The organism is Limnochorda sp. L945t, from assembly GCF_035593305.1.
GTDB classification, from domain to species: Bacteria; Bacillota; Limnochordia; order Limnochordales; family Geochordaceae; genus Carboxydichorda; species Carboxydichorda subterranea.
In genome coordinates, this window is record NZ_CP141615.1 from 259,797 (window position 1) to 284,324 (window position 24,528).

At 70.3% G+C, this 24,528-nt stretch carries 21 protein-coding genes; 15 read left to right on the forward strand and 6 right to left on the reverse strand.

Going from position 1 to position 24,528, the window contains the following annotated elements; genetic code table 11:
• Positions 1–20: 20 nt before the first annotated feature.
• From U7230_RS01130 to U7230_RS01140, 3 genes are all read right to left on the reverse strand, one after another.
• Complete coding sequence (locus tag U7230_RS01130) at positions 21–1,547, reverse strand: carboxypeptidase M32 (protein ID WP_324716922.1); 1,527 nt, start codon at positions 1,545–1,547, stop codon at positions 21–23.
• A gap of 29 nt (positions 1,548–1,576) precedes the next feature.
• The gene (locus U7230_RS01135) at positions 1,577–3,145 is read right to left on the reverse strand and encodes an XRE family transcriptional regulator (RefSeq protein ID WP_324716923.1); all 1,569 of its coding nucleotides are present in this window, start codon (positions 3,143–3,145) and stop codon (positions 1,577–1,579) included.
• A gap of 127 nt (positions 3,146–3,272) precedes the next feature.
• A complete protein-coding gene (locus U7230_RS01140) occupies positions 3,273–4,037 on the reverse strand; it encodes an SIMPL domain-containing protein (protein ID WP_324716924.1) in 765 nt (254 codons plus the stop codon).
• A 627-nt stretch (positions 4,038–4,664) separates the two neighbouring features.
• On the opposite strand from U7230_RS01140, the gene U7230_RS01145 reads away from it, so the two are divergent.
• Both U7230_RS01145 and U7230_RS01150 read left to right on the forward strand, forming a co-directional pair.
• A complete protein-coding gene (locus U7230_RS01145) occupies positions 4,665–6,398 on the forward strand; it encodes an ABC transporter permease (RefSeq protein WP_324716925.1) in 1,734 nt (577 codons plus the stop codon).
• Positions 6,399–6,431: 33 nt separating this feature from the next.
• Positions 6,432–7,790, forward strand: coding sequence for an ABC transporter ATP-binding protein (locus tag U7230_RS01150; protein ID WP_324716926.1), 1,359 nt, complete (start codon positions 6,432–6,434; stop codon positions 7,788–7,790).
• On the opposite strand, the gene nth is transcribed toward U7230_RS01150, so the two are convergent.
• The gene (nth, locus tag U7230_RS01155; RefSeq protein ID WP_324716927.1) at positions 7,717–8,532 is read right to left on the reverse strand and encodes an endonuclease III; all 816 of its coding nucleotides are present in this window, start codon (positions 8,530–8,532) and stop codon (positions 7,717–7,719) included. The genes U7230_RS01150 and nth overlap by 74 nt on opposite strands.
• A 137-nt stretch (positions 8,533–8,669) precedes the next feature.
• Between nth and U7230_RS01160 the strand changes: the two genes are divergently transcribed.
• Entirely contained in the window at positions 8,670–8,966 is a 297-nt protein-coding gene (locus tag U7230_RS01160) for a hypothetical protein (protein WP_324716928.1), read from the forward strand.
• A 4-nt stretch (positions 8,967–8,970) separates the two neighbouring features.
• Here the strand turns inward: U7230_RS01160 and U7230_RS01165 are convergent, their stop codons facing one another.
• A complete protein-coding gene (locus U7230_RS01165) occupies positions 8,971–10,437 on the reverse strand; it encodes an NAD(P)-dependent oxidoreductase (RefSeq protein ID WP_324716929.1) in 1,467 nt (488 codons plus the stop codon).
• A 302-nt stretch (positions 10,438–10,739) separates the two neighbouring features.
• Between U7230_RS01165 and U7230_RS01170 the strand changes: the two genes are divergently transcribed.
• The 12 genes from U7230_RS01170 to U7230_RS01225 all read left to right on the forward strand — a co-directional run bounded on the left by U7230_RS01170 (position 10,740) and on the right by U7230_RS01225 (position 23,463).
• Complete coding sequence (locus U7230_RS01170) at positions 10,740–11,255, forward strand: DoxX family protein (protein ID WP_324716930.1); 516 nt, start codon at positions 10,740–10,742, stop codon at positions 11,253–11,255.
• A gap of 208 nt (positions 11,256–11,463) precedes the next feature.
• Positions 11,464–11,862: a Fur family transcriptional regulator gene (locus U7230_RS01175; protein ID WP_324716931.1), complete on the forward strand. Its 399-nt coding sequence runs from the start codon at positions 11,464–11,466 to the stop codon at positions 11,860–11,862.
• Between the two features lie 7 nt (positions 11,863–11,869).
• Positions 11,870–12,856 (forward strand): sigma-70 family RNA polymerase sigma factor, encoded by a 987-nt coding sequence (locus tag U7230_RS01180; RefSeq protein WP_324716932.1) that lies wholly within the window; start codon positions 11,870–11,872, stop codon positions 12,854–12,856.
• A 69-nt stretch (positions 12,857–12,925) separates the two neighbouring features.
• Complete coding sequence (locus tag U7230_RS01185) at positions 12,926–13,741, forward strand: SAM hydrolase/SAM-dependent halogenase family protein (protein ID WP_324716933.1); 816 nt, start codon at positions 12,926–12,928, stop codon at positions 13,739–13,741.
• A gap of 17 nt (positions 13,742–13,758) precedes the next feature.
• Positions 13,759–14,901 carry a mannose-1-phosphate guanylyltransferase gene (locus tag U7230_RS01190; protein WP_324716934.1) on the forward strand — a complete coding sequence of 381 codons (1,143 nt, stop codon included), beginning with the start codon at positions 13,759–13,761 and terminating at the stop codon, positions 14,899–14,901.
• Between the two features lie 168 nt (positions 14,902–15,069).
• A complete protein-coding gene (locus U7230_RS01195; RefSeq protein WP_324718154.1) occupies positions 15,070–16,611 on the forward strand; it encodes a phosphoglucomutase/phosphomannomutase family protein in 1,542 nt (513 codons plus the stop codon).
• Positions 16,612–16,617: 6 nt separating this feature from the next.
• Positions 16,618–17,994 (forward strand): glycosyltransferase family 4 protein, encoded by a 1,377-nt coding sequence (locus U7230_RS01200; RefSeq protein ID WP_324716935.1) that lies wholly within the window; start codon positions 16,618–16,620, stop codon positions 17,992–17,994.
• Positions 17,995–17,998: 4 nt separating this feature from the next.
• Positions 17,999–19,099 carry a YyaL domain-containing protein gene (locus U7230_RS01205; RefSeq protein WP_324716936.1) on the forward strand — a complete coding sequence of 367 codons (1,101 nt, stop codon included), beginning with the start codon at positions 17,999–18,001 and terminating at the stop codon, positions 19,097–19,099.
• A 155-nt stretch (positions 19,100–19,254) separates the two neighbouring features.
• Positions 19,255–20,391 (forward strand): glycosyltransferase family 4 protein, encoded by a 1,137-nt coding sequence (locus U7230_RS01210; RefSeq protein ID WP_324716937.1) that lies wholly within the window; start codon positions 19,255–19,257, stop codon positions 20,389–20,391.
• Positions 20,384–22,792, forward strand: a complete 2,409-nt coding sequence (locus U7230_RS01215) for a hypothetical protein (RefSeq protein ID WP_324716938.1) — start codon at positions 20,384–20,386, stop codon at positions 22,790–22,792. The genes U7230_RS01210 and U7230_RS01215 overlap by 8 nt, the downstream gene beginning before the upstream one ends.
• 95 nt (positions 22,793–22,887) lie before the next feature.
• Positions 22,888–23,133, forward strand: a complete 246-nt coding sequence (locus tag U7230_RS01220; protein ID WP_324716939.1) for a glutaredoxin domain-containing protein — start codon at positions 22,888–22,890, stop codon at positions 23,131–23,133.
• A 42-nt stretch (positions 23,134–23,175) separates the two neighbouring features.
• A complete protein-coding gene (locus tag U7230_RS01225) occupies positions 23,176–23,463 on the forward strand; it encodes a co-chaperone GroES (RefSeq protein ID WP_324716940.1) in 288 nt (95 codons plus the stop codon).
• A gap of 88 nt (positions 23,464–23,551) precedes the next feature.
• Here the strand turns inward: U7230_RS01225 and trxB are convergent, their stop codons facing one another.
• Positions 23,552–24,508 carry a thioredoxin-disulfide reductase gene (gene trxB, locus U7230_RS01230; protein WP_404980609.1) on the reverse strand — a complete coding sequence of 319 codons (957 nt, stop codon included), beginning with the start codon at positions 24,506–24,508 and terminating at the stop codon, positions 23,552–23,554.
• Positions 24,509–24,528 lie beyond the last annotated feature (20 nt).

A 24,528-nucleotide genomic window follows, 5' to 3' on the forward strand; every position in this document is an offset into this window, starting at 1 on the left:
GCCCTTCTTCCCGGGCCCTGTCACAGCCCGTACAACTCCGCGTACTTGCGCTGCAGGTACGCCAGGTACGGCTCCACCCGGATGGGGCTGCCGGTGACCCGCTCGACCAGCTCTTTGGGGGTGAACTTGCTCCCGTGCCGGTGGATGCGCTCCCGCAGCCAGGACAAGAGCGGCTGGAACTCGCCGTGGGCGACGGCCTCGAGGATCTCGGGGCGTTCGCTCCTGGCCTGGTCGAAGAACTGCACGGACAACACGTTGCCCAGGGCGTAAGTGGGGAAATAGCCGATCATGCCCTGGGACCAGTGGATGTCCTGCAGGACGCCGTGCGCGTCGTCCCGCGGCCGGATGCCGAGGTAGCTCTCCATCTTGGCGTTCCACGCCTCGGGGAGCTCCTTGACGGCCAGGCGGCCGGTCAGCAGCTCCTTTTCCAGTTCCAGGCGCAGGAAGATGTGGAGGTTGTAGGTGACCTCGTCCGCTTCGGTACGGACCTCACCGGGACGGGACCGGTTGACCGCCCGGTAGATGGTCTCCACGTCGGCCTTTCCGAGCTGGTCGGGGAAGAGGGCCTGCGCCTTGGGGAGGAAGAAGCGCCAGAACTCCCGGGAGCGCCCGATCACGTTTTCCCACAGGCGCGACTGGGACTCGTGCGTGCCGAGGGATGCGGCATCTCCCAGGGGGGTGCGGGCCAGCTCTTCGGGGATGCCTTGCTCGTAAAGAGCGTGGCCTCCCTCGTGCATGCTCGAGAAGAGGGCGGAGGAGAAGTCCTGGGGGTCGATGCGGGTGGTGAGCCGCACATCGCCGAACCCAAGGGTCGTGGTAAAGGGGTGGGCCGACCGGTCCTGGCGCCCCCGCTCGAAGTCGTAGCCGATGGCCTTCAAGGCCTCCAGGGTCAGCTGCCACTGGCGCTGTTCGTCGTAGGGCTGGTGGAGCAGCGAGTCGTCCACCATCCCCGCCCGCCTCGAGATGGCCTGCACCAGAGGCACCAGCGCGTCCCGCAGCTTCTCGAACAACGGCTCGATATCCGACAACCGCATGCCCGGCTCGTACTCGTCGAGCAGCGCGTCGTAGGGGTGCTGCTCGTATCCGAGCCGGTCGGCCAGCTCGCGAAGGAGCGCCAGGTTGCGCTCCAGATACGGAGCGAAGGAGGCGAAGTCGTTGGCCGATCGGGCGCGCGCCCATGCGTGCGACGCCAGGGCGGTCGCCTCGCCCAGCTCTCCCACCAACCGGGCGGGCACCCGCGTCGCCCGTTCGTAGTCGCGCAGCGCACGCCGCACCAGGCTCGCCTCGAACGAGTCGTAGGGTAAGTCCTGGACCACGCCCGCCAGACGGTGCAGGAGCTCGCCCGTCCGGGGATCGGTGAAGTGTTGGTGGGAAAGGCGGCGCAGGGTGCCGACCTGCTGTGAGCGGCTGCCGGCACCGCCGGGAGGCATGTACGTCTCCATGTCCCAGCGCAGTACCGCGGCGGCACGGGCGAGGTCGTCCACCACCGCGAGCCGCTCCAGCAGCTCCTTGAACTCCGACGAGTCGCGGACCGGGTGTCGTGACACGGTCTCTTCGTCCCTTCCCCCCTCGAGTCTTACCGGGAAAGCGCGGCGGGAGACGGGCGGGTGGCAGGCGGCTGCGCGCGCGTACCCGGCCCGCCGGCAACCCCGTCGGCACCAGGCGAGGCGGCGGCCATGAGCGCCTCGAGGGCGTTCCTACGCCGCTCGACGAGCTGGTCCTGCTCGAAGCGTACGGGGGGCGCCGCCCGCTCGGGGCACTGCTCGGGGCTCAGAGGGCATCGCTCGCAGGTCTCGTTGAGCAACGCCTCCGGGATGGCCGGGTCGTCGAGGAACGCGAGCTCCTTCTCCAATGCGTCGTCGACACGCAAGCCCAGGATCACGCTGGTGCGCAGGAAAGGCGGCAAGTTGTCCTGGCGGGCGAATCCCAGGCAGACGAACTCCTTGCGCGATTGCAGGAAGCGGGATCGCTGGATGCCGACGATCGGCCCCGCGTGGCCGCGATGGGCCAGGTCGCGGATGATGCGGACCGTGAGCCAGCGCCGGCAAAAGTGCTCGCTGAGGTCGAAGCCGTGGGGGAGCGCGAGCTGGCTCATGTTGAGCTGCTTGTAGAGGCGGTAGCTGCCGCCCTGCTCGTTGAACCGAAGGAAATGCACCTTCAGCCCGAAGAAACGGGGGATCAGCTCGCTGAACCGGTACAGGAGCGTCTCCGGGGTCACGTCGTACGCCTCGAGCATGCCCGCCAGTTGCTCCGGGTGCCAGGTGGCCCGGGAGAAAAGCGTGCGGATGGCGTCGACGACGGTATCCCGGGGCATCAGCAAGGCTCCACCCACGTAGGCGGCCTTGAAGTCGTTGAGGACCTGGGTGAACGAGTCGGCGCGCTCGGGGGAGTTGGTGAGCGCGCGCTCGTGCAGGCCCAGCACCCGGTAACCGATCTCCCGGGCCAGCACGAACTTGCGCTGGGACGGCAGGAGGGCCGGGTTGACCAGGAGGCGGGGGCCGTGGCCGGGGAGAAAGATGGCCCGGTACGCGGCGAGCTCGGGGTAACGCTCCACCGGGATGGGGCCGATGGCGTAGCCGAAGCGGCCCGTGAGCAGCGACGAGAGGGCCTCTTCGGAAAGGGGGGCCCCCTGGCGGGCGACCAGCTCGTGCTCCCTGGCGAAACGCGCGGCGGCCTCTTCCAGATCCGGGAAGTAGTTTTCGTGGATCTCCTGGTACGAGCGCAGGGCCGCCCGGAAGAAGTGCTCCTCCTGGATGTTGTATCCACGGGCCATGTCACCGAGGGCGCGAGCGAGCGCGCTCACCTCGGCGGGGGAACGGGTGAGCAGCTTGACCACCTCAGCCGGGTCGAGCCCGAACAGCTGGAGCGGGAAGTCCTGGATCGCCTGGGAGGAGAGCGCCTGCTCCAAGAACGCCAGGGGCGGATCGAGGCTGAGGGAGACGAGCCGGTCGTAGTCGAGGTGCAGGGCTCTCGCCAGGCGGAGGATCTTGTCGGCCTTGGGGTATTTGCGGCCCTTTTCGATCTCGGTGAGGTACGAGGGCGACAGGCCGCACCGGGCCGCAAGCTCCGTGACCGACAGGCCTTGCTGGAGCCGGGCCTGGCGGAGCTTGAGGCCGAAGATCACGTGGATGGGGTTGATGGCCACCCCGGTGCCCCCGACTTCCGGTACGAATCGCCGCGTGTGAAAAAACTAACCGCGCCGGGGACGGCGCGTCAAGCCGGAGCACCGTCCTTACGGCCGGCGAGCGGCCGGGTCGCGAGGCAGCGCCGGGTCACGGGCCGAGCCGGTACGTCAGGGTGACCGATGCCGTGAACTCCAGCAACCCCGGCTCCACCGGAGTCGTGGCCGCCTCGGAGGCGGCCCGGCCGGCGAGGGGCCGCACGATCGGGGGCTCGGGCGCCCCGGAAAAGCGCACGCCGGAGATGGACAGGAGAGGGCCCAGAGTGACTCCCGCCGCCGCGGCGAGAGTCCGCGCCTGGTTCATCGCATCGCGCACGGCCAGGGTCAGCGCCTCGTTCTCCAGCGCGCCGGTATCCTGGGCCATGAAGCGGATGGAGTCGATGCGGTTGGCGCCGGCCGCCACCACCGAGTCGACGACGGTGCCCACCTGGTCGAGATCCTTGAGGGTGAGGCGCAGCGTGTACGACGCCCGGTAGCCTGCCAGCCTGGGCTGCTTCTCCTGGTCGTCGTAACGGTAGACGGGCATCAGCTGCGTGGACGTGGTCTGGAGATCCCGAAGAGGGATGCCGAGGGCATCCAGCGCCGCCATCACCTGGCGGGCCTTGCGCGCGTTGTCGCGCTGGGCGGCCTGTGCGGTCGGCGCCTCCGAGTCGATGCCCACGACCAGCTGGGCGGCGTCGGGCCGCGCCCACAGCCGTGCCTGGCCCACCACGACCACGGTGCGCTCCGCCTCTGACTGGGAAGGGGCCGCCGCCAGCGTATCGCCGCTTGCCGCGGGCAACGCGACCAGCCCCAGCATGGCAAGGGCGAGGGCCGCCTTTCTCCAGCGGTGAGCCGACGGAAGCCATCGAGCCATGAGGGTCCATCTCCCCTACGGTGCCTCTCTCGGCTGGCTCTTTCCGGGCCCGGGGCGTCCCTTCCTTCGTAGACGCCGACCGGGCCGGGGCGGTTCGTCGCCAGGGCGGCGGGAGCCCTGCTGCGTGACCACCGCCCGGCAGGTGGCCGGCCGCCCTCGGGTCCCGCCGGCAAAAGCGGTTCGGCCGGAAGTGCCGGTTTGATGCCGCCACGGCGGGCGGGACCGCTCGGAATCGAGCGGTAGCGCAGGGGAAAGATGGCATCTTCCCGGGGGAGAGAGCGGGGAGGAGCGATCTGCCCGGAAAGATCTTGCCGGCCGTTCGCCGCGGTGGCATGCTTAACGAGGTCCGGGTTCACCGGGATCGCCCCTGCGAAGGGGCAGGCCGTCATTTGCCGGTGGGCCCGAGAGGTGAAGACTGTGGCTGAAGGCGACGGGTTACCGATACGCAGCCCGGCCGAAGCCGCGGTCTCCACGGCACCCGAGCGGCGGGCCTCTCCCCGCTGAGGCCGGGCACCCCCGGCAGGGCGGCGGCCCGATCCGGTGCCGGTGGTGACGGCAGCTCGGCCGGAGGTCGCAGGCTGCGCACCGTAACACGGCACCTCGCGAAGCAAGGGGGAGGCCGCTGCCGTGACCGGCTATCACCGGTTCGTGCCGCGCCGGCCGGGTCTCGTCGACCTGGCCGTCGCCGCGGTGGTCTTCGCGCTCGTATACGCGCTGGTCCGGGTCGGGGCAGGGCTCCGGGCGCCGCTGGCAGCGGCGGCTCCGGACGCGATCCGCCTCGAGCCGGCCTTCTTGCCTTATTACGCCGGCCGCTCCATCCTGCGGATGGTCGCGGCCTTCGCCCTGTCCGTGGCGTTCTCTCTCGGATACGGATACCTCGCTGCCCGTAGCGCTCGGGCCGAGCGGTTCCTCATCCCTTTGCTCGACATCTTGCAGTCGGTGCCCGTGCTGGGGTTCTTGTCGGTCAGCATCAACGCGCTCATGGGGCTTTTCCCCGGCCAGATCGTCGGGCTCGAGCTGGCCTCGATCTTCGCCATTTTCACGAGCCAGGTCTGGAACCTCACCTTTGCCTTCTACTACTCGCTCTCTTCGCTTCCGCGGGAGCTGCGGCTGGTCTCGGAAGTGTACCGGCTGAGCCCGTGGCAGCGCTTCACCCGGCTGGAGTTGCCGGGTTCGATGATCCCGCTGGTCTGGAACGGCATGATGTCCTTCGGGGGTGGATGGTTCTTCCTGGCCGCCAGCGAGGCGATCACGGTGCTCAACCGCCGCCTGATGCTGCCCGGCGTCGGGAGTTACCTGGCGACCGCCCTCGAACGGGCCGACGCCCGGGCCGTCGGATACGCCATCCTCACCATGGCCCTGGTGGTGCTGGGCATCGACCAGCTGGTCTGGCGCCCGCTGGTCGCATGGGCCGAGCGCTTCAAGCTCGAGCAGACGCCCTCGGCGGTAGCCCCTTCTTCGGCGGTGCTGATGCTCTTGCGCCGCTCGGCGCTCGTGGACGCCTTCGAGCGAGGGGTCCTGGCGCCCCTCGGCACGTTCGTGTCGGCGGCCATGGATCGCCTCTGGAGAGGCGGAGCCACGCTGGCCGGCCGCCTCGCCGGGCGGCGCTCGCCGCTTTGGGCCTGGGCCGGCCGGGCGGTGATGGTGGCCGCAGGGCTGGGGCTCCTGCGGTACGCCTGGCTCGCGGCGCTCCTGGTGAGCCACATGGGGGCGAGGCAAATCGGGTGGGTGGCGTGGCTCGGCATCCTGACCTTGCTGCGGGTGATGGCGGCGGTGGGGCTCGGAGCGGCGTGGACCGTGCCGGTGGGCGTCCTGATCGGCCTTCATCCGCGCCTTGCGGCGATGGGACAGGGCCTCGTGCAGCTGGCGGCTGCCTTTCCGGCCAACATGCTCTTCCCGTTCATCGCGTTCGTCTACGCCCGGTGGCACGTCAACTTCGAGGTGGGCTCCGTGCTGCTGATGATGCTCGGCACCCAGTGGTACATCCTGTTCAACGTGATCGCCGGGGCCAGCCAGCTCCCGGCCGAGCTCAAGGAGGCGGCGCTCGTCTTCGGGGTGGGCGGGTGGACCCGGTGGCGACGCGTCATCCTGCCCGCCGTGATGCCCTCCCTGGTGACCGGGTGTCTCACGGCCGCAGGGGGTGCCTGGAACGCGAGCATCGTCGCCGAGGTCACCGCCTGGGGATCGACCCGGCTCGTGGCCACCGGGCTCGGCGCCTACATCACGGAAGTGACCCGGGTGGGAGACCGCGGGGGCATCGTCTGGGGCATCACGGCGATGGCGATCCTGGTCGTGCTGCTCAACCGCCTGCTCTGGAGACCCCTGTACCTGCGCGCCGAAAGCCGCTGCAGCCTGGCGTGAGGAGACCGGCGTGAGGAAAGGAGGAGGAAGGCCATGGCCGTTGCCGTTTCCCGTTCGCCGCTCATCGAGGTGCAGCAGGTCACCAAGTCTTTCCCGCTGCCCGGCGGAGGGCGGATGCAGGTGCTCGACGGCATCTCCCTGCGCGTGGACGAAGGGGAGTTCGTCGCCATCCTCGGGCCTTCCGGCTCGGGCAAGTCGACGTTCTTGCGCATCATCACCGGGTTGGTGCCCGCCAGCTCGGGCCAGGTGCTCTACCGGGGCCGCCCCGTCGCCGGGGTCAACCCCGGGGTGGCGATGGTGTTCCAGAGCTTTGCCCTCTACCCGTGGCTCACCGTCTTGCAAAACGTGGAGCTCGGCCTCGAGGCCCGCGGCGTGCCGGCGGAGCAGCGCCGCCGGCGGGCCCTCTCGGCCATCGACATGGTGGGGCTGGACGGCTTCGAACACGCCTTTCCCAAGGAGCTGTCCGGCGGGATGAAGCAGCGGGTGGGGCTGGCCAGGGCCCTCGTGGTGGAGCCCGATGTGCTGGTCATGGACGAACCTTTCTCGGGCCTCGACGTGCTGACCGCGGAAAACCTCCGGAGCGACCTGCTGGAACTCTGGATCGACCGGCGCATCCCGACCCGCGCGATGGTGCTCGTCACCCACAGCATCGAGGAGGCTGTCTACATGGCCGACCGGGCGGTCGTGCTGTCGCGAGATCCGGCGCGGGTCGTCGCAGAGGTGCCGATCCCGCTCCCCCACTGGCGGGACCGGGATGCCCCGGAGTTCAAGGCGCTCGTCGACCAGGTCTACGCCTTGCTCACGACACACCACAAGGACGCAGAGGCGCATCGCGCCCTTCGCCAGGTGGCCGGCTCGGGCGCGGCGGGCTCTGGAGCGGCCGGGCCGGGGCCCGCCCGAGGCGGAGCGGCTGGCCGGGTGCGCCAGTTGCCCTCGGCCCGCGCCGGGGCGCTCAACGGCTTCATCGAACTGCTGGAAGAGGCCGACGGGCGCGCGGACCTCTACGCCATGGGATCGCGGCTGCAGCTCGACCTGGAGGACTTGCTCCCCATCGTGGACGCGGCAGAACTCCTCAATCTCTGCCGGGTGAGCGCCGGGGACGTGGAACTCACGCCCACCGGGCTCGCCTACGCCCAGGCGTCGGTCACCCGCCGCAAGGAGCTCTTTCGCCAGCAGGTGCTCGCCTGCGTGCCAGAGCTCGAGCGGATGCTGGCCGTACTGCGTTCCAAGGCCAACCACCGGATGCCCCGGGAGTTCTTCCTCGACATCCTGGAGCGCCGTTACGGGACGGCCGAAGCGCACCGCCAGCTCGAGACGCTCATCGACTGGGGCCGCTACGCCGAGCTGTTCGCTTACGACGAGGCGTCGCAGACGGTCTTCCTCGAGAGCTGAGCCACGGGCTGGCGCCGCCGTACGGGCCGGACGGGCACAACGGCCGCAAGGGGCAGTCGTCGCAGTGGGGCCGCCGCGCGACGCAGATCCGGCGGCCGAAGTAGATGAGGCGCAACGGCAGGGTGGCCCACCGGTCCCGGGGGACGATCTGCATCAGATCGCGCTCGACGGCGGCCGGGTCCGGCGACGTGGAGAGTCCCAGCCTCCGGGCCAGCCGCAGCACGTGGGTATCCACCACGATCCCCATGCCGGCGCGTTCCGGCTCCCACCCGGGCCACTTTTCCAGAGCGGCGGCCGAGAGCAGGACGTTGGCCGTCTTGCGGCCCACCCCGGGCAGCGTGAGAAGCTCGTCCATCGTGCGCGGGACCTCTCCACCGAAGCGAGCCAGGATCAACCGCGCCGCCTCCTGGATCATGCGCGCCTTCTGGCGGAAAAAGCCCGTAGGATGGATGATCGCCTCGAGGCGGCCCCGATCGGCGCCGGCCAGAGCTGCTGCGTCGGGATACGCCTCCCACAACAGGGGGCTCACCCGGTTGACGGTGGCGTCGGTGCACTGGGCCGACAGGATGGTCGCCATCAGCAGCTGGAGGGGGGAGCCGTGGCGCAGGGGGATCCGGACCTCCGGCCACCAGCGCTCGAGTTGCTGGACGATGGCGAGGGCGCGCTCCCGGCGTTGCTCGTCGCTTTCGGCGACGGGGTCCGGAGCGGGCGAGAAGGGGGATGGGGAGCTGAGCTCGTTCACGCTGCCGGTCATCCTTCCCGGTGAAGGACAGATGTCCAGGACAAATGACAGGATCGGCGCCCGCGGCCTCGAACCCTCTCTTGCCGGGACCTTCTTGTAAACGGTCTATCCCGGCGACCAGGAGGGGCTGGGTGGTCGTGAGGATGCCGATCCCGCCCGACGTTGCCGCCCTCGTCTCCACGCTGGGATGGTGGATGGCGCTGGCGTCGGGTCTGGCGCTCGTGGCCGGCGAGTTTCGCCCGTTGCTCGCGGCGGCGCGCCGCTCCCTCGTGGCCGCAGGCGCGTGGCGAAGCGGCACGGCGGGCATGGCGAGCCGCTCCCGCCGGCGCCTCATTGCCCTGGGAGTGACGGCAGCCGGTGTGGCGGCCCTGTGGGCTCTGCTGCTGACGGTCTCCAGCCCCGCGGCTGCGGGTCCTGCGGCGCTCCTGCGATGAGGGCTCATCCTCCGCCGGCCCGGGGGACCGGCCCGGCGACGGCCGGAGCCCCCTCGAGGTAAGCGGCGATGGCCTCGGCGGCCACCCGCCCTGCTGCAACTGCGTGGACCACGGTATTGGCGCCGGTGACGCAGTCGCCTCCGGCCCACACGGGGAGGCGGGAGGTGAGGCCGTGGGGGTCTTTGACCACGATCCGGCCGCCGCGCCCCGTCTCCAGGCCGGGAGTCTTGTCGCCCAGGGTCCGCTCCACCCGGTATCCTACCGCCAGGATGGCCAGATCCGCAGGTACGAGGTACTCGGATCCCGGGATGGGCTCCGGCGACGGCCGTCCCGAGGCGTCCGGCTCACCCAGCCGCATCCGGGCCATCTCGATCGCCCGGAGCCGCCCGCCGTCCCCGACGAAGCGGGAGGGCGCCACCAGGAACTCGAACCGGACCCCTTCTTCCTCCGCCAGAGCCATCTCCACCGGGCGCGAGGGGCTGTGCTCCCGGGCCCTGCGGTAGTAGACGGCGACGTCGCTCGCCCCGAGGCGGCGGGCCGTGCGGGCGGCGTCCATGGCCGTGTTGCCGGCGCCTACCACGATGACCCGCTTGCCCACCAGGTCGTGACCTGACGCAGGAGCGGCCCCCCCGATCTGGCGCCGGGCCACGGCCATGAGGAAGTCCTTGGCGCTCACCACGCCCTCCAGATCCTCGCCCGGCACCCCGAGCCGCACGGCCTCGTTGGCGCCGATACCGAGGAAGACCGCCCGGTAGCCCATGGGTCCCAGCAGCTCGTCGACCAGCACGTCCTCCCCCACCGTGACGTCCTGGACGAACCGGATCCCCAGCCCCTCCAGGCGCCGGATCTCGGCCGCCACCGTGCTCTTGGGCAGCACGAACTCCGGGATGCCGTAGCTCATCACGCCTCCGGGCACTACCCAGGCGTCGAGGACCGTGACCCGCCATCCCTTGCGAGCGAGCACGCTCGCGCACGAGAGCCCTGCCGGGCCTGCCCCCACCACGGCCACGTCGCCGGGCGGGACCGCGTGGCGGCCGGAGGGCCAGGGGCCGCGCAGGGAAGGAGGCTGGTCGAACCTGGCGGCGAGCGCCTTCTCCGCCAGGTAGCGCTCGATGGCGCCAATGGCCACGGGCTCGCCCTTGCGCCCGAGAGGGCAGGCTCCCTCGCACTGGTTCTCCCAGGCGCAGACGCGGCCCGTGCACGACGGGAGGGCGTTGTGCTCCCAGAGCATCTCCGCCGCCTCGATCGGCCTGCCTTCGGCCACCATGGCGAGGAACGCCTTGATGGGGTTGTGGTTGGGACATGCCTGCTCGCACGCCGGTTTGTAGCACTGCAGGCATCGTTGCGCCTCCAGCACGGCCTGATCGTCCGTGTACGTGAGGGCCACCTCGGAGAAGTCCTGGACGCGTTCGCCTGCGTCTCGATGAGGGATGGGCACCCGCACGTACTGCGGGCGGCGGACCTGCGTCACGACGAAGCCTCCCCCCGGTCGAATCCCGGCCTTCCACTTTCCACACCAAGAATAGCGACCCTTCTCATCACCTTGCGAGGGCCCCCGGTACCGGCCCGCTCGGGACAATTGTCCCAGGCATCGGGGCGTGCACGGATGGCGCGGCTAGGGTCTGCCACGTAGGAACGTCCCTGTGAAGACCGGGCAAACGACCGTTTCCCCTGTTTCCCCCGTTCGACACAATGGAGTCGCACGAAGCAATCCAACGCCGCCGCCCCGGCGGCGAGCGTACCGAGCAACGAGCGACGGGGGGCAGGAAGAGGATGAAGACCCTAGGCCGAGTGGTGTTCGGTCTGCTCCGGATATGGCTCGGCTACCAGTGGCTGGAAGCCGGGCTCGAGAAGCTATCCAACCCCGCGTGGGTCGGCGACAAGGCGGGGGTAGCCATCACCGGGTTCTTCAACGGGGCGATCGCCAAGGCGACGGGCGATCACCCGGCCGTGCAGGGGTGGTATGCAGCGTTCCTGAAGAACGTAGCCCTGCCGCATGCGACGTTCTTCAGCTATCTCGTGCCCATCGGCGAGTTCCTCGTGGGCATGGCCTTGATCTTCGGCGTGCTGACCGGATTTGCGGCGCTGGTGGGCGCCTTCATGAACCTCAACTTCATGCTCGCCGGCTCGACCAGCACCAACCCTATCCTGTACACGGTGGCCATCATCGTGGCGCTGGCAGGCGCTCGAGCGAGCTACTTCGGTCTCGACTACTACGTGATGCCGATCGTTCGCCGGCTGCTCGACCGGGTGCGGGGCAAAGAGGCCCGGGTGGGCGCAACGGCCTGACCGCAAGGAAGAGCGGCTGTCAGCCCGAGCCGGGCTCACGGGGAAGAGGGCGGGGAGCAGCGAGGCTCCCCGCCCTCTCTTGCCGCGCGCAAAAGGAGAAAATACATTGACAACGAGTCCTATGTTGACATAGTATCTCCGAGGAACGGGTATTAATAAATAGCGGCGGGGGTTGCCGGTGCGAGCCGAAGTGGAAGCTTTCCAACGGATGCTGTCGAGCAACGGGTTGCGCGTGACGCCGCAGCGCCTCAGCATCTACGAATACCTGTTGAGCACCCGCAGCCACCCGACGGCCGACGAGATCTACCAGGCGCTGCGCAGCCGGTTTCCCATGATGAGCCAGGCCACGGTCTACAAGACGCTGGAGCTGCTCGTCGAGCTCGGGCTCGTCTGCGAGTTGGGGTTCGGGGACGAGCCCAACCGGTACGACGGCAACCCGAAGGCCCACATCAACATCCGGTGTACTCGTTGCCATCGTATCTATGACCTGGAGGAACCCGAACTGGACCGCCTGGCCCGCACGGTGCAGGAGCGTTCCGGCTTCCGCCTGAGCGGCCAGCGTCATGAGTTTTACGGCGTCTGTCCCGATTGCCAGCGACAGAGGTGATGACCCGGTGTCCGTATCGTCGACGGGTACGCTTCCCGCAGCCTCCAACGTCGATCCACCCGCCCGGCCCCTGAAGCGTCGCTCTGAAGCCGGCGGCGCCGCTGCCGCTCCCCGCGCCGGCACTCGCCCCCGGACGAGCGGGCGCACGCGTGGTGCCTCGGACCGGGAGAGTTCGGTCAACCTGCTCCACACGTACCTGAAAGAGATTGGGAAGGTACCGCTGCTGACGCGAGAGCAGGAGGTCGAACTGGCCCAGCGCGCCGAGAAGGGCGACGTGCGAGCCAAGGCCCGGCTGATCGAGGCCAACTTGCGTCTGGTCGTCAACGTTGCCATGCGCTTCGTGGATCGGGGCGTGCCGGTACTCGACCTCGTCCAGGAAGGCAACATCGGCCTCATGCGCGCGGTCGAGAAGTACGACTGGCGCAAGGGGTACCGGTTCAGCACGTACGCCACCTGGTGGATCGTGCAGGCGGTGCGGCGCAGCATCACCGACCAGGCCCGGACGATCCGCTTGCCGGCGCACATGGTCGAGACCATCGGGAAGGTCAACACGACGGCCACCCGGTTGGGCCACGAGCTCGGCCGCGATGCGAGCCCCCAGGAGGTGGCCGCGCAACTGGGAGTCGACGTCGCTCGCGTCGAGGATGCCCTGAGGGTCTCCCAGGAACTGGTCTCCCTGGAGAACCCGGTCGGGGACGACGGCATGCGGGTGGCCGACTTCGTCGGCGACGACCAGACACCCCAGCCCGACGAACAGGCGGCTCGCAGCCTGCTCAAGGATCAGATCCGGGAAGTCATGCGACAGCTCTCGCCCACGGAGCAGACCGTGCTCACGCTCCGGTACGGGCTCGACGACGGCCGCCCCCGCACCCTCGAGGAGATCGGCCGCCGGCTGGGCGTGACCCGGGAGCGGATCCGCCAGATCCAGGAGCGGGCCCTTGCCCACCTGCGAGAGCCCGCGAGGGTGGCCGCGCTCGACGTCTACCTCTCGTGACCGCGGCCGGCCGGGGCCGTCCCCCGGCGGCAGGTGGACGCCGGGCCTGCGTCCAATGCCCCTCGCGCCATGGCGTTGCCCGCGGTACCCCTCATCGCCCTGCTGACCGACTTCGGCGAAGGCGAATACGCCGGCGTCGTCAAGGCGGTGATGGCGAGCCTCTGGCCCCAGGCTCGCTTCATCGACCTGTGCCATACCGTGCGCCCTCACGACGTCCGCGAAGGAGCGTGGCTGCTCCGGACGACCTACCGGTATTTCCCGGATGGCACGCTTTTCCTGGCGGTGGTCGACCCGGGCGTAGGCACGGCACGCCCTGCCATTGCCGTGGAAAGCCGGCGCTACCGGTGGGTCGGCCCGGACAACGGGCTGCTTTACCCCGCGGTGGAGGATGACGGGGCGGTTCGTGTCGTACAACTTCGTGTACCGGTCGAGGCATCCAGCACCTTCCACGGACGCGACGTCTTCGCTCCGGTGGCCGCGCGGTGGGCCGCGGGTACGCCGATCGAGCAGCTGGGCTCCGTGCGGGCGTCCCCCCGCCTGGTTCCCTTGCAGTTCTACCGAGAAGGGTCGTGCGGCGAGATCGTCCGCGTGGACCGGTTCGGCAACCTGGTGACGCCGCTCGAGCCTCCCCCGGGCCTGTCGCCGCCGGGCCGGGCCGTCGTGACGCTGCTCTCGAAGCGCCGGGCCTTCGTGGCCGCCTCGCCGCCCATCGAGGCCCGCTGGGTCGGCACGTACGGCGACGCCGCTCCGGGTCAATGGGTGGTGCTGGTGGGTTCCTCGGGGACCCTGGAGGTGGCCCGGGTCCAGGCGTCAGCTGCGGCCATGCTGGACGCCGAGGCCGGGGATCGCCTGTGCATCCGGCTGGCGCCGGAGACGCGCACCTGAGGGGGTAGGGCGACACGATGGAGACGGACCGGCTCGTGGCAGTCATCATGGCGGGCGGCCGGGGGGAGCGCTTCTGGCCTTTGTCCCGGCGCGCACGGCCCAAGCAGCTCCTCAATCTCGACGGCTCGCGCAGCCTCATCCAGCAGGCGGTGGAGCGGGTACTGCCCTTGACCGGCCCCGAGAGGGTGCTGGTGGTGACGGGCCGGGAGTATGCCGATTCCATCCGCGAGCAGCTTCCCGAGTTGCCGGCCTCGAGCATCCTGGTGGAGCCGGCCGGCAAGAACACGGCGGCGTGCATCGGGCTGGCGGCGGTCCACTTGAGCCGGGTGCCGGGCCCGTGGGGGCCCGATCCCATCATGCTGGTCCTGCCGGCCGACCATGTCGTCCGGGACGGGGAGGCATTCCGGCGCGTCGTCCGCGCGGCCGCCGCGGCGGCTCTCCGGCATCCCCTGGTGACCCTGGGCATCTGGCCCACCCGCCCGGAGACCGGGTACGGGTACATCGAGCTCGGAGAGCGCGCCGCCGTCGCGCAGGGGTACGACGTGTACCGGGTCCAGCGCTTCGTGGAAAAGCCGGACCGGGTGCTGGCCCGGCGCTACGTGACCGACGGGCGCCACCTGTGGAACAGCGGGATGTTCGTCTGGCGGACCGGCGCCATCCGGGAAGCGATCGCCACCTACATGCCGGCGCTGCACGAGGGGCTGGAACGCATCGCGGCCGCCTGGGGCGGGCCGGACCACGCACGGACGGCCGCCGACGTGTACGCGAGGCTCGACTCCGTGTCGATCGATTACGGGGTGCTGGAGCGGGCCAGAGAGATCGCGGTGATTCCGGCAGACTTTGGATGGGACGACGCCGGCAGCTGGCCTGCACTCGAGAGGCTCTTCTCTCCTGACGAAGACGGCAACGTCGTACAGGGCGGCCACCACGTGGGGATCGACACCAGCCAGTGCATCGTATTCGTCAACGGCGAGCCTTCCAGGTCGACCGACCCGGCCAGGACGGGGCGGCGCCCAAGACTGGTAGCGACTCTCGGCGTGCGCGACCTGGTCATCGTGGAGACTGAAGACGTGACGCTGGTATGTGCCAAGGACCGCGCACAGGATATCAAGCACCTCCTGGCGGCCCTGCGAGCGGGAGAGCAGGAGGCCTACCTCTGACAGGCCGGTCCGTGGGCTCACGCCGGTATCGCCGCCTTGAGTCCCGATACCCGTCATGGCACAATAATGGGTGCGCCGTGGAAGGGCATCCTGGGTACCTATACCCGGCTGGGTATACCCGCGAGTCCACCTGGCATGGTGCTGCTTGCGGAGGCGTATGTCTTGTCCGTGCCGGTTTGGGGGGGCATCGTGGGCACAGCCATGCAAGCACGACCGATTCGTTTCGGGACGGACGGCTGGCGGGAGGTCATCGCCGACGGCTACACGTTCGAGCGGGTCAGGATAGTCGCCGCGGCCATCGCCCGGTACCTTCGAGAGACGGGTACCGCGGCACGAGGGGTAGCGGTGGGTTACGACGCCCGGTTCCTCTCGGATCGATTCGCCCGGGCCGTGGCCGAGGTCCTGGCGGGAGCGGGGATCCCCGTCTGGCTTTCGACCCGGCAAGTGCCCACGCCGGCTCTGGCCGTTGCCGTCGTGCAGCGCCACCTCGGCGGCGGCGTGATGATCACGGCCAGCCACAACCCGCCCGAATTCAACGGGGTCAAGTTCAAGCCGCCTTACGGGGGGTCCGCCACGGAGGCCATCACGCGCCCGGTGGAAGCGTGGGCCAACGAGATGCTGGTGTCGGGGCAGGGTGTCGAGCGGCTGGCGCTGGACCGGGCGATCGAGCAGGGGCTCGTGCGGCCGTTCGATCCGGTGGAGCCCTACCTTGAGCGCATCTTGACGCTGGTGGACACCCAGGCCATCGCCCGGGCCGGCCTGGCGGTGGTGACCGACCCCATGCATGGCGCGGCCCGCGGGGTACTGGCGCAGGCCTTGAGGCGGGCCGGATGCCGGACGGTACATGCCATCCGGGAGGAGGCCAACCCGGGCTTCGGCGGGGTCAACCCCGAGCCCATCGAAGCCAACCTCGAAGCACTGCAGCAGAGCGTGCGCGCGCTGGGATCCGGTGTACACGCCGGGTTCGCGGTCGACGGTGACGGCGACCGGATCGGCATGGTCGACGAGACGGGGCGGTTCGTCAACGCCCACCAGATCTTCGCGTTGCTCTTGATGCACCTCGTAGAGCACAGGGGCTTGCGCGGAGAGGTCGTCAAGACCGTCTCGACCACGTCGATGGTGGACCAGCTGGCATCCCGGTACGGTTTGCCCCTGGTGGAGACCCCGGTGGGGTTCAAGTACGTCTGTGCCCGCATGCTCGAGGCGGACGTCCTCATCGGCGGGGAGGAGAGCGGGGGCATCGGGGTGCGCGGGCACATCCCCGAGCGGGACGGGATCGTGTCGGCCCTGTTGATGGCCGAACTCATGGCGGGCACCGGGCGCACGGCCCGGCAGCTCGTGGAGTGGCTGGAAGGCCGGGTGGGTCCTCATCGCTACGGGAGGTTGGACCTCCACCTGGAGGAGACCGCGGACCTCGGCGCCGTCCGGCGGCACGTGAGCGAGTGGCAGCCGGACGTGGTGGCGGGTACACCGGTAGTCGAGGCCAAACGGACCGACGGGCTCAAGCTCCTCTTGCAGGACGGCTCGTGGGTCATGCTGAGGGCGTCGGGCACCGAACCGCTGGTCCGCATCTACGCGGAGGCTCCCGACGACCGGCGCGTCCGGGCCCTCCTGGAGGCGGGACGGCATTGGGTGGCGCAAGCCCACCGGGATGTCGACGCGGGCCGGCAGGGCCAACAGACGGCAGGGCCAACAGACGGCGGAAGGTGAAACGTCTTGAACTCGGATCACGTACTGGGAATGGAACGGCGGCACCGGGGGCGCATGCAGCGGCCCACCCCCCAGGGCGGCCTGCGGAGGTGGGGCCACGGCCGGATGCTCAGCGTGGCGTTCGTGAGTTCGTTTCCGCCGCGCAGGTGCGGCATCGCCTCCTTCACGGCCGACCTCGCCCAGGCCGTTCGCCAGGCGTACCCGTACATCCGGCTCGGGGCCCTGGCGCTCGACCCCGCGTGGGAGGCGCTCGACCGCAAGCCGCCCTACCCAGGCGGGGTGGACGAAGTGCACCCGATCGTGGTCGAAGACCTGGACTCCTACCTGCGAGCCGCCCAATTCCTGGAAACCGGCGGGTGGGACGTCATCAACCTCCAGCACGAGTACGGGCTGTTCGGGGGGGACCAGGGAGAATACGTCCTCCATCTCCTGCGCCATACCCGGTTGCCCGTGGTCGCCACCCTGCACACCGTCTTGCGACGGCCCGACGAGAAGCAACGGCAGATCCTGGTGGAGCTGGCGGCGCGATCCCGGGTGGTGGTCGTACAGGCCCGTTCGGCGGTCGAGATCCTGCAGCGCCTGTACGGGATCGACGCCGGCCGGGTCGTGGTGATCCCCCACGGCACCCCGGCGTTTCCTTCGATCGATCCCGGTGAGGCCAAGCGGCGCCTCGGCTTCCAGGGACGGCCCGTGTTGCTGACGTACGGGCTGTTGAGCCCGGGCAAGGGGATCGAGCAGGCGATCCGGGCGTTGCCGGCCATCAAGGAGCGGGTCCCGTCGGTGCTGTACGTGGTGGCGGGACAAACCCACCCCAACGTCCTGAAGCTGTCGGGGGAGAGCTACCGGCAGTCGCTCGTGCAGATGGCGGCCGAGCTCGGGGTGCAGGACAACGTGCAGTTCGTCGACCGCTACCTGGGCCTGGAGGAGTTGGGCACGCTGCTTGCGGCCACCGACGTCTACGTGGTGCCGTATCCCAACGAGGATCAGGTCGTGAGCGGCACGCTCAGCTACGCGCTCGCCGCCGGCAAGGCGGTCGTCTCCACGCCGTTCAGGTACGCCCGGGAGGTGGTGGGGCCCGGCCGGGGCCTGTTGTGCCAGTTCGGAGACCCGGGCTCCCTGGCCAGAGAGGTGCTGCGGCTGCTGGACAATCCCGAGCTGCGCCGGACCCTGGAGCACCGTGCTCTCGCCTTCGGGCAATCCATGAGCTGGGATATCGTGGGTTCGCGCTACGGGCGCCTGTTCCGGTGGGTGGCCGACAACCCGCCGCAGGCGGTGGAGCCGCTGGAGCAACCCGCCTCCATCGCCGCGTCGACCTTGCCGGCCCGGCGTTCGGCAGGGTTGCTCGGAGCGAACCCGTGGCGAGAAGCTCAGCCTGGGAGGTAGATCGATGCGCTCGGTCCGGTGGCCTGAGTGGAAGCTGGCGCACCTGCGGCGGCTCACCGACAGCACGGGCATCGCCGAGCACGCGGTGGGGGCCGTGCCCAACGCCGCAGAGGGATATACGCTGGACGACAACGCCCGGGCGCTGGTGGTGGTGCTGCGCTACTACCATCAGACCCGGGATCCGGAAGCGATGGAACTGGCCATCCGCTACCTGAGGTTCGTGCTCTACTGCCAGATGGAGGACGGTTGGTTCCACAACGACGTCGGCTACGACCGGCGGTTCCTCGACGAACGAGGCCCGGAGGACCCCGTAGGCCGGGCGATCTGGGCCCTGGGGGAGGCCGTTTCGCTCGCGGAGGTGGACGGGGTGTGGACCGCGGCGCTGCGCACCCTCGATCGAACCCTCCCGTGGGCCGAACGGTTCTCGGGGCTGCGGCCGGTGGCCTTCGCCCTGCTGGGCCTGCGGGCGTTGCTCAAGGCGCCTCCCGAGAGGCTCGGCCGGGAGCGGGCGTCGGCCGCCCGGAGGCTGACCGCAGCCCTGGGCGAGCGGCTGGTCCAGGCCTACCGCCGGGCGCGCGCTCCGGGGTGGGCCTGGTTCGAGGAGCGGCTGACCTACTCCAACGCCCGCCTTCCGCAAGCACTCGTCGCCGCCTGGGAAGTGACGGGCCGGCGAGCTTTCCTGCAGAGCGCCACCGACACCCTCGAGTTCCTGTGGAACCACCAGTGGAGCGGCCGGTACGTCCAGATCGTGGGCAATCGGGGCTGGTCCGAACGCGGCGGGCAACGGGCGCTGTTCGATCAGCAGCCCGTCGACGCCGGGGCCCTGGCGGAGGCGGCCAGCTCCTTTTATGAGGCGACCGGGCGAGACGTCTACCTGGAACGGGCCGTGCTCGCCCTGGAGTGGTTCTACGGGCGCAACGTCCATGGCGTCGTGATGCACGACGAGGCAACCGGAGGCTGCCGGGACGGTTTGGGCGCCGATGGGCCCAACCTCAACGAGGGAGCCGAGTCGACGCTCGCCCACCTGCTTGCCCGCATGGCCGTCGAAGAGGGGCTGCGCCTGTCCCAGAGCGGCGGGGTCAACAGGTCCTCGGCCCTTGCCTGAGGGCCGCGGCCGCATAGACGGCCGCCGTTCGCGCATGCTTCGGGCAGGGGGCGTCGGCCGTTTCCCAGGCGCTTTCGACGACACGTCCGCAGCCCGCAGCCGGCCCTGACGAGCTTCCCGTCTTCCTGCACGTGATGCGGGAGGCCTCGGGGGGCATGATCACCCATATGGCGGCCCTCGCCGGCGAGCTCTTGCCCGCCGGCCACCGCCTGGCCGTGGCGGCGCCGCCGGACGTGCTGCAGCGGCTGTACGGCCGGCTCGACCCGGGGGGATCAGGGGCCCGTCCGGGCGAGCGGGTGGTGCTCCTTTTCCCCCTGCCGGTCCGGGATGGGGTAGGCGCCCTCGAGGACGTGGCGTCGGCCGTGCGCCTCGCCCGGTTGGTGCGGCAGCTCCGGCCCTGCGTCGTGCACTTGCACGGCTACAAGGCCACCGTCGTGGGAGCCCTGGCTGCCGGGCTGTGCGCGCGCAGCTTGCGCTGCGGAGGGAAGCCCCCGCTGTGGGTGTCGACGCTGCACAACGCGTTGCCGGCCCGACGGGCGGCCATCCTGCGGTGGGCGGACCACGAGGCCGGCAGGTGGGCACTGCGGTGCATGGACCGCGTCATCGCCGTCTCGGACCAGGTTGCCAGGATGTGGGAGCCCGACCTCGGGGAGCAAAGCCCGGAACGTCTGCGCGTCATCCCGAACGGGCTTCCGGACCGGTGGTTCGACGCCGCGCCAGGATGGGCGCCGCCCGAGGCGGGCCGACCGTGGGTGTTCGGTTGCCTTGCCCGCCTGATCCCTTCCAAGCGTGTGCACGTGGCTATCCTGGCTGCGGCGGAGCTGGAGAGCTCCGGCCGGCAGGTGCGGCTTCTCGTCGGAGGGGACGGGCCGCTCCGGCACGAGCTCGAGGCCCTCGTCCGGCGGCTCGGGGCAGGGCGGGCGGTCCGGCTGCTCGGACCGGTGGACGACCCGCGCCGGTTCTGGGCCGGGGTCCATGCAGCGGTATTCCCGTCGGCGTTCGAGGGTTTCGGGTACGCGCTGCTGGAGGCGATGGCCTCCCGCCGCCCCGTGATCGCCTCCGCCGGGGCCAACCTGGAGCCCCTGCTTTCGGCCGGCGGCGGGCTCCTGGTGCCCGGGGGCGATCCGGTCGAGCTGGCCTCTGCCATGCGCCGGCTCATGGACGATCCGGCCCGGACCGGTGAGATGGCCAGGCGGGCGAGGGAGACGGCGGGGCGCTTCAGGGCTCCGGCCATGGCTCGAGCGATCCTGGAGCTTTACCGGGCCGGCCGGGAGGCCACCGGGCGTGCGTAGGCCGCGCCGCAAACCCCAGGCCGCACCCGGACGGGCAGCGGCTCTGTTCGCGCTGGTCTGGGCGGCGCTGGCGATGGTCGCCCCCGCAGGCCGGGCGGCGGCGTCCGAAGCCGGCGCCGTCGCCACACCGGCTCGCCGGCCCGTGCTGGTGCTCTTCTGGGAGGGGCTCCACTGGCCGTGGCTGGCCTCGCACACCGCCGCCCAGGGGGAAGGATCTTCCTTTGCCCGATGGATCGGGTCGAGCTCGATGGCGCTCCTCAACCCCCTGGTCACCAACCCCCGCGACGCCCTGTCCGCGTACGCCACCCTGGCGAGCGGCGTACGCCAGGAGAGGCTCGCCGGCCCCATCCTGTTCGCCCGGCCGGACGAAGCCTCTCGGGCTACCTACCGGCGACGCATGGGGCCACCGCCTGCCCTGGGCCCCGACGGCCTGCTGCTCCTCGACGCGCCCCAACTGGCCCGGGCGATGGGCCAGGAGGCGAGCCCGCCCCTGGGGTGGCTGGGGGACCTGATGGAGACGGCCGGGTATCGCCGGGTGGTCATGGGAGACGGGCGGTGGGTGGGAGGGCCGGCCGAGGCGGTCGCCTTTGGGCGCTGGCTTCCATGGGGCGAGGTCCGGCCCCTCGATCTGGCGGCCCTGGTGGCCGTCGACTCCAGGGGCACGGTGCCCCGGGCCATCCGGATCGACGTGCAGGATCCGGAGGCGCCCGGAGGCGTGCGCACGGACTGGCAAGCCGTCTGGCAGGAGCTCAGGGCCCTGTCCGTGCGAGAAGGAGCTCTCGGGCCTCCGGCGGTCTTCGTGGACAGCGGGGATCTCTTACGCCTGGCCCTCGAAGAGCAGGCGATGACGCCGGGTGCCTTCCGGCAGGCGGGCGAAGCGGTCTCGGCGCGCCTCGGGGAGTTCTTGGAACGGCTCCGCTCGGATCCGTACTGGGCACAGGCAACGATCATCATCACCGCGTTGCTGCCGTTACCGGCCCTTCCGGACCCCGACGGGACCGAACGGCCGGCCTTGCTCCTCACCCCTCTCCTGGTTCGAAACCTCGAGGGACCCGGCCTGCTCTACAGCTCGAGCACCCGGCTGGACGGCTTTGCCATCGCCCCGGACCTGACCGCCACATTGGCCCGGGCCTTCGGCCTGGCCCACCCGCCGGCGCCGGTGGCGGGCCGGCCGCTCGAAACCGCACCCGGGGCGCGACTTCACGCCGGCCAGGGGCCCGGCAGCGGCTCCATGGTCGAGTGGCTGCGGGATTGGGCCGTCCTGCGCTCCCGCATCTACTGGCTGCGGCCGAGGGTCATGCCGACGCTCATCAGCCTGCAGGTCCTGGTCCTGCTGGGAGCGCTGGTCGCGGCCTGGTGGCCCTGGCGGCGGGTGGCCTCCCTGATGGCGGATGCGGCGGTGTGGGCGGCTGCCGTACCGGTGATGCTCCTGCTCCCGGTGGTGGTCCGACCGCCCCCTCTCCTGGCCGGGTCCGGCGACAGCGCATGGGCTCTGGCCATCGCAGGATCCGGGGCCTTGCTGCTGACCTGGGGGGCTCGGCTGGCCGGGAAGGCCCTCGGCACGGGTGCGGTCGTGATCGTGGCGGTCCTCGCGCTCGCGAGCACGATCGCCGACGCAGTGGCCCATCTTGGGCTCATCGGGAGCTCGCTCATGGGCTACGATCTGGTGGCAGGCGCGCGGTTTTACGGCGTCGGCAACGAGCACTCGGGGCTCATGCTCAGCGCGGCGCTCCTCGTCGGCCTGGAGGCGATGCGGCGCACGGGCCGCGCCTGGGCCGGAGGGCTCGTGATCGCGGCGACGGCGGTGGTGACGGGGTGGCCCGGGTGGGGCTCCGACGTCGGAGGCGGGCTCGCCATGACCGTGGCTGCCGTGGTCGCCACGCTGGCCTGGGCGAGGGGGGGCGCGGATCTGCAGCAGAAGGGGCCCGATCTGCTCGGGCGGGTCCTGTGGGGCGTGGCGGCGGGGATGGCCCTCGTCCTGGCGCTCGGCGGGTGGGACGCGCTGCAGCCCAGGCCCATGCAGGCGCACTGGGGGCAGGCCCTCGTCGCCTCTCAGGAGGCCGGGCCCGGATACCTCCTGGAGATCGCCCGGCGCAAGCTGGCGCTCAACGTGCGGCTCATCCGGTACAGCATGTATACGCGGATCATGGTCGTAGCGATGCTGGTGGTGACGGCCGCGTTCTTGCGAGCGCCGAGGCTGTCCGGCCGCATTGCCGCCCGGGACGGGGCTTACGTGGCGATGCTCCAGGCGGCCGGGGCAGGGGCGCTGGTGGCGCTCGTGGCCAACGACTCGGGGGTGACGGCCGCGGCCACCGCGCTGTTGCTGCCTGCTGCGTCGCTGTTGGAGGAGAGCCTGGACCGCCGGGCGAGCGAGGCCGTCGCAGCCGGCGGAGGGGATTGACAGCCGCAGTCGCCTTGTCTATGATGACCTACGGTACTGGGTAGGGTATTGACCGCCCAAACCCCCTGGCAGTCCACGGGGAAGGGGAGCTGCGGGTGAGCCAGCCTCGGGTCATCGTCTACTCGACGCCGACCTGTCCGTGGTGCAACGCGACCAAGCGGTATCTGCGGGAGCGACAGATTCACTTCTACGACGTGGACGTCTCCCGGGATCAGAAGGCGGCCATGGAGATGGTTCGCAAGTCGGGCCAGCAAGGGGTGCCCGTCATCGACATCAACGGGCGGATCGTCGTCGGCTTCGACCGGGCGCGCATCGATGCGCTGCTCGGGCTGCGGCGATGAAGGCCTCGTAGCACGTCCAAGGGATGGAAGGGGGATCATGCGTTGAACATCAAACCGCTGGAGGACCGGGTGCTGCTGCGCCCGGTCAAGCCCGAGGAACGCACCAAGGGCGGCATCATCTTGCCCGACACCGCCCAGGAGAAGTCGCAGGAGGGCGAGGTCGTGGCGGTAGGGGACGACGAGAACATCAAGGTGAAGCCGGGCGACCGGGTGCTGTACGCCAAGTACTCCGGCACCGAGGTCAAGTTGAACGGCGTCGACTACCTGATCATCAACCGGTCCGATCTCCTGGCGGTCATCGAGCGTGACGGCCAGGCACCGAGCTCGTGACCGTTGGGGCGGTTGCAAACGAGAGCACGAAGAGCCGAGACACAGGCCACACAGGGGCCGTCTCCACGGGGGACGGCCCCTCTCCTCGTCACGAGGTGGCGGCCGAAGGGCTCAGCTCCGAGGAAGGCTCCAGAGCCTCGAGGTACTTCTCCACGTCGAGGGCCGCCTTGCATCCCGCGGCGGCCGCCGTGACCGCCTGCCGGTAGCGGAAGTCGTGGACGTCGCCCGCGCAAAAGACCCCGTCGCGGCTCGTGCGCGTCTCGTCGTGGACCACCACGTACCCGCGCTCGTCGAGCTCCACCTGGCCCGCGAGAAACCCTGTGTTGGGGGCGTGGCCGATGGCCACGAAGACACCCTGGCACGGCTCGACCAGCGTCTCGCCCGTGACGACGTTGCGCAGCCGTACGCCCTCCACGCTCTTGTGGCCGAGGATCTCCTCGACCACGACGTTCCAGATGAAGCGGATCTTGGGGTTGTGGCGGGCCCGCTCCTGGAGGATCTTGCTGGCGCGAAGCTGATCCCTGCGGTGCAGGACGACGACCTCGGAGGCGAAGCGCGTGAGGAAAAGCGCCTCTTCCATGGCCGTGTCGCCTCCACCGACCACGACCACCTTCTGATCCCGGAAAAAGTACCCGTCGCACGTGGCGCAGCTCGAAACGCCGTGGCCCCTCAGCCGGCTTTCGGAGGGTAGCCCCAGCCACCTGGCCGAGGCGCCCGTCGCGATGATGACGGATCGGGCCTCGTAGACCGTGTCTCCTGCCGTGACCTTCAACGGCCGGCCGGAGAAATCCACCGCCGTCGCGTCGTCGTCGACGAAGCGCGCGCCGAACCGCTCGGCCTGGCGCCGCATGGCGTCCATGAGCTCGGGCCCCTGGATGCCTTCGGGAAACCCGGGGAAGTTCTCGACTTCCGTCGTGAGCATCAACTGCCCGCCGGCTTCTCGCCCGGCGATCACCAGCGGGGCCAGGTTGGCCCGAGCCGTGTAGATGGCCGCCGTGAGGCCGGCCGGGCCCGAACCCAGGATGATCACCTGCTCCAACCCGATCGTCGCCTCCCTGCTTTTAC

What these genes read in the sequence shown, in the direction of transcription:
- U7230_RS01140 (WP_324716924.1), bottom strand. Translation starts at nt 4,037, where the DNA reads ATGGCTCGATGGCTTCCGTCGGCTCACCGCTGGAGAAAGGCGGCCCTC.
- U7230_RS01150 (WP_324716926.1), top strand. Translation starts at nt 6,432, where the DNA reads ATGGCCGTTGCCGTTTCCCGTTCGCCGCTCATCGAGGTGCAGCAGGTC.
- U7230_RS01170 (WP_324716930.1), top strand. Translation starts at nt 10,740, where the DNA reads ATGAAGACCCTAGGCCGAGTGGTGTTCGGTCTGCTCCGGATATGGCTC.
- U7230_RS01175 (WP_324716931.1), top strand. Translation starts at nt 11,464, where the DNA reads ATGCTGTCGAGCAACGGGTTGCGCGTGACGCCGCAGCGCCTCAGCATC.
- U7230_RS01185 (WP_324716933.1), top strand. Translation starts at nt 12,926, where the DNA reads ATGGCGTTGCCCGCGGTACCCCTCATCGCCCTGCTGACCGACTTCGGC.
- U7230_RS01190 (WP_324716934.1), top strand. Translation starts at nt 13,759, where the DNA reads ATGGAGACGGACCGGCTCGTGGCAGTCATCATGGCGGGCGGCCGGGGG.
- U7230_RS01205 (WP_324716936.1), top strand. Translation starts at nt 17,999, where the DNA reads ATGCGCTCGGTCCGGTGGCCTGAGTGGAAGCTGGCGCACCTGCGGCGG.
- U7230_RS01210 (WP_324716937.1), top strand. Translation starts at nt 19,255, where the DNA reads ATGATCACCCATATGGCGGCCCTCGCCGGCGAGCTCTTGCCCGCCGGC.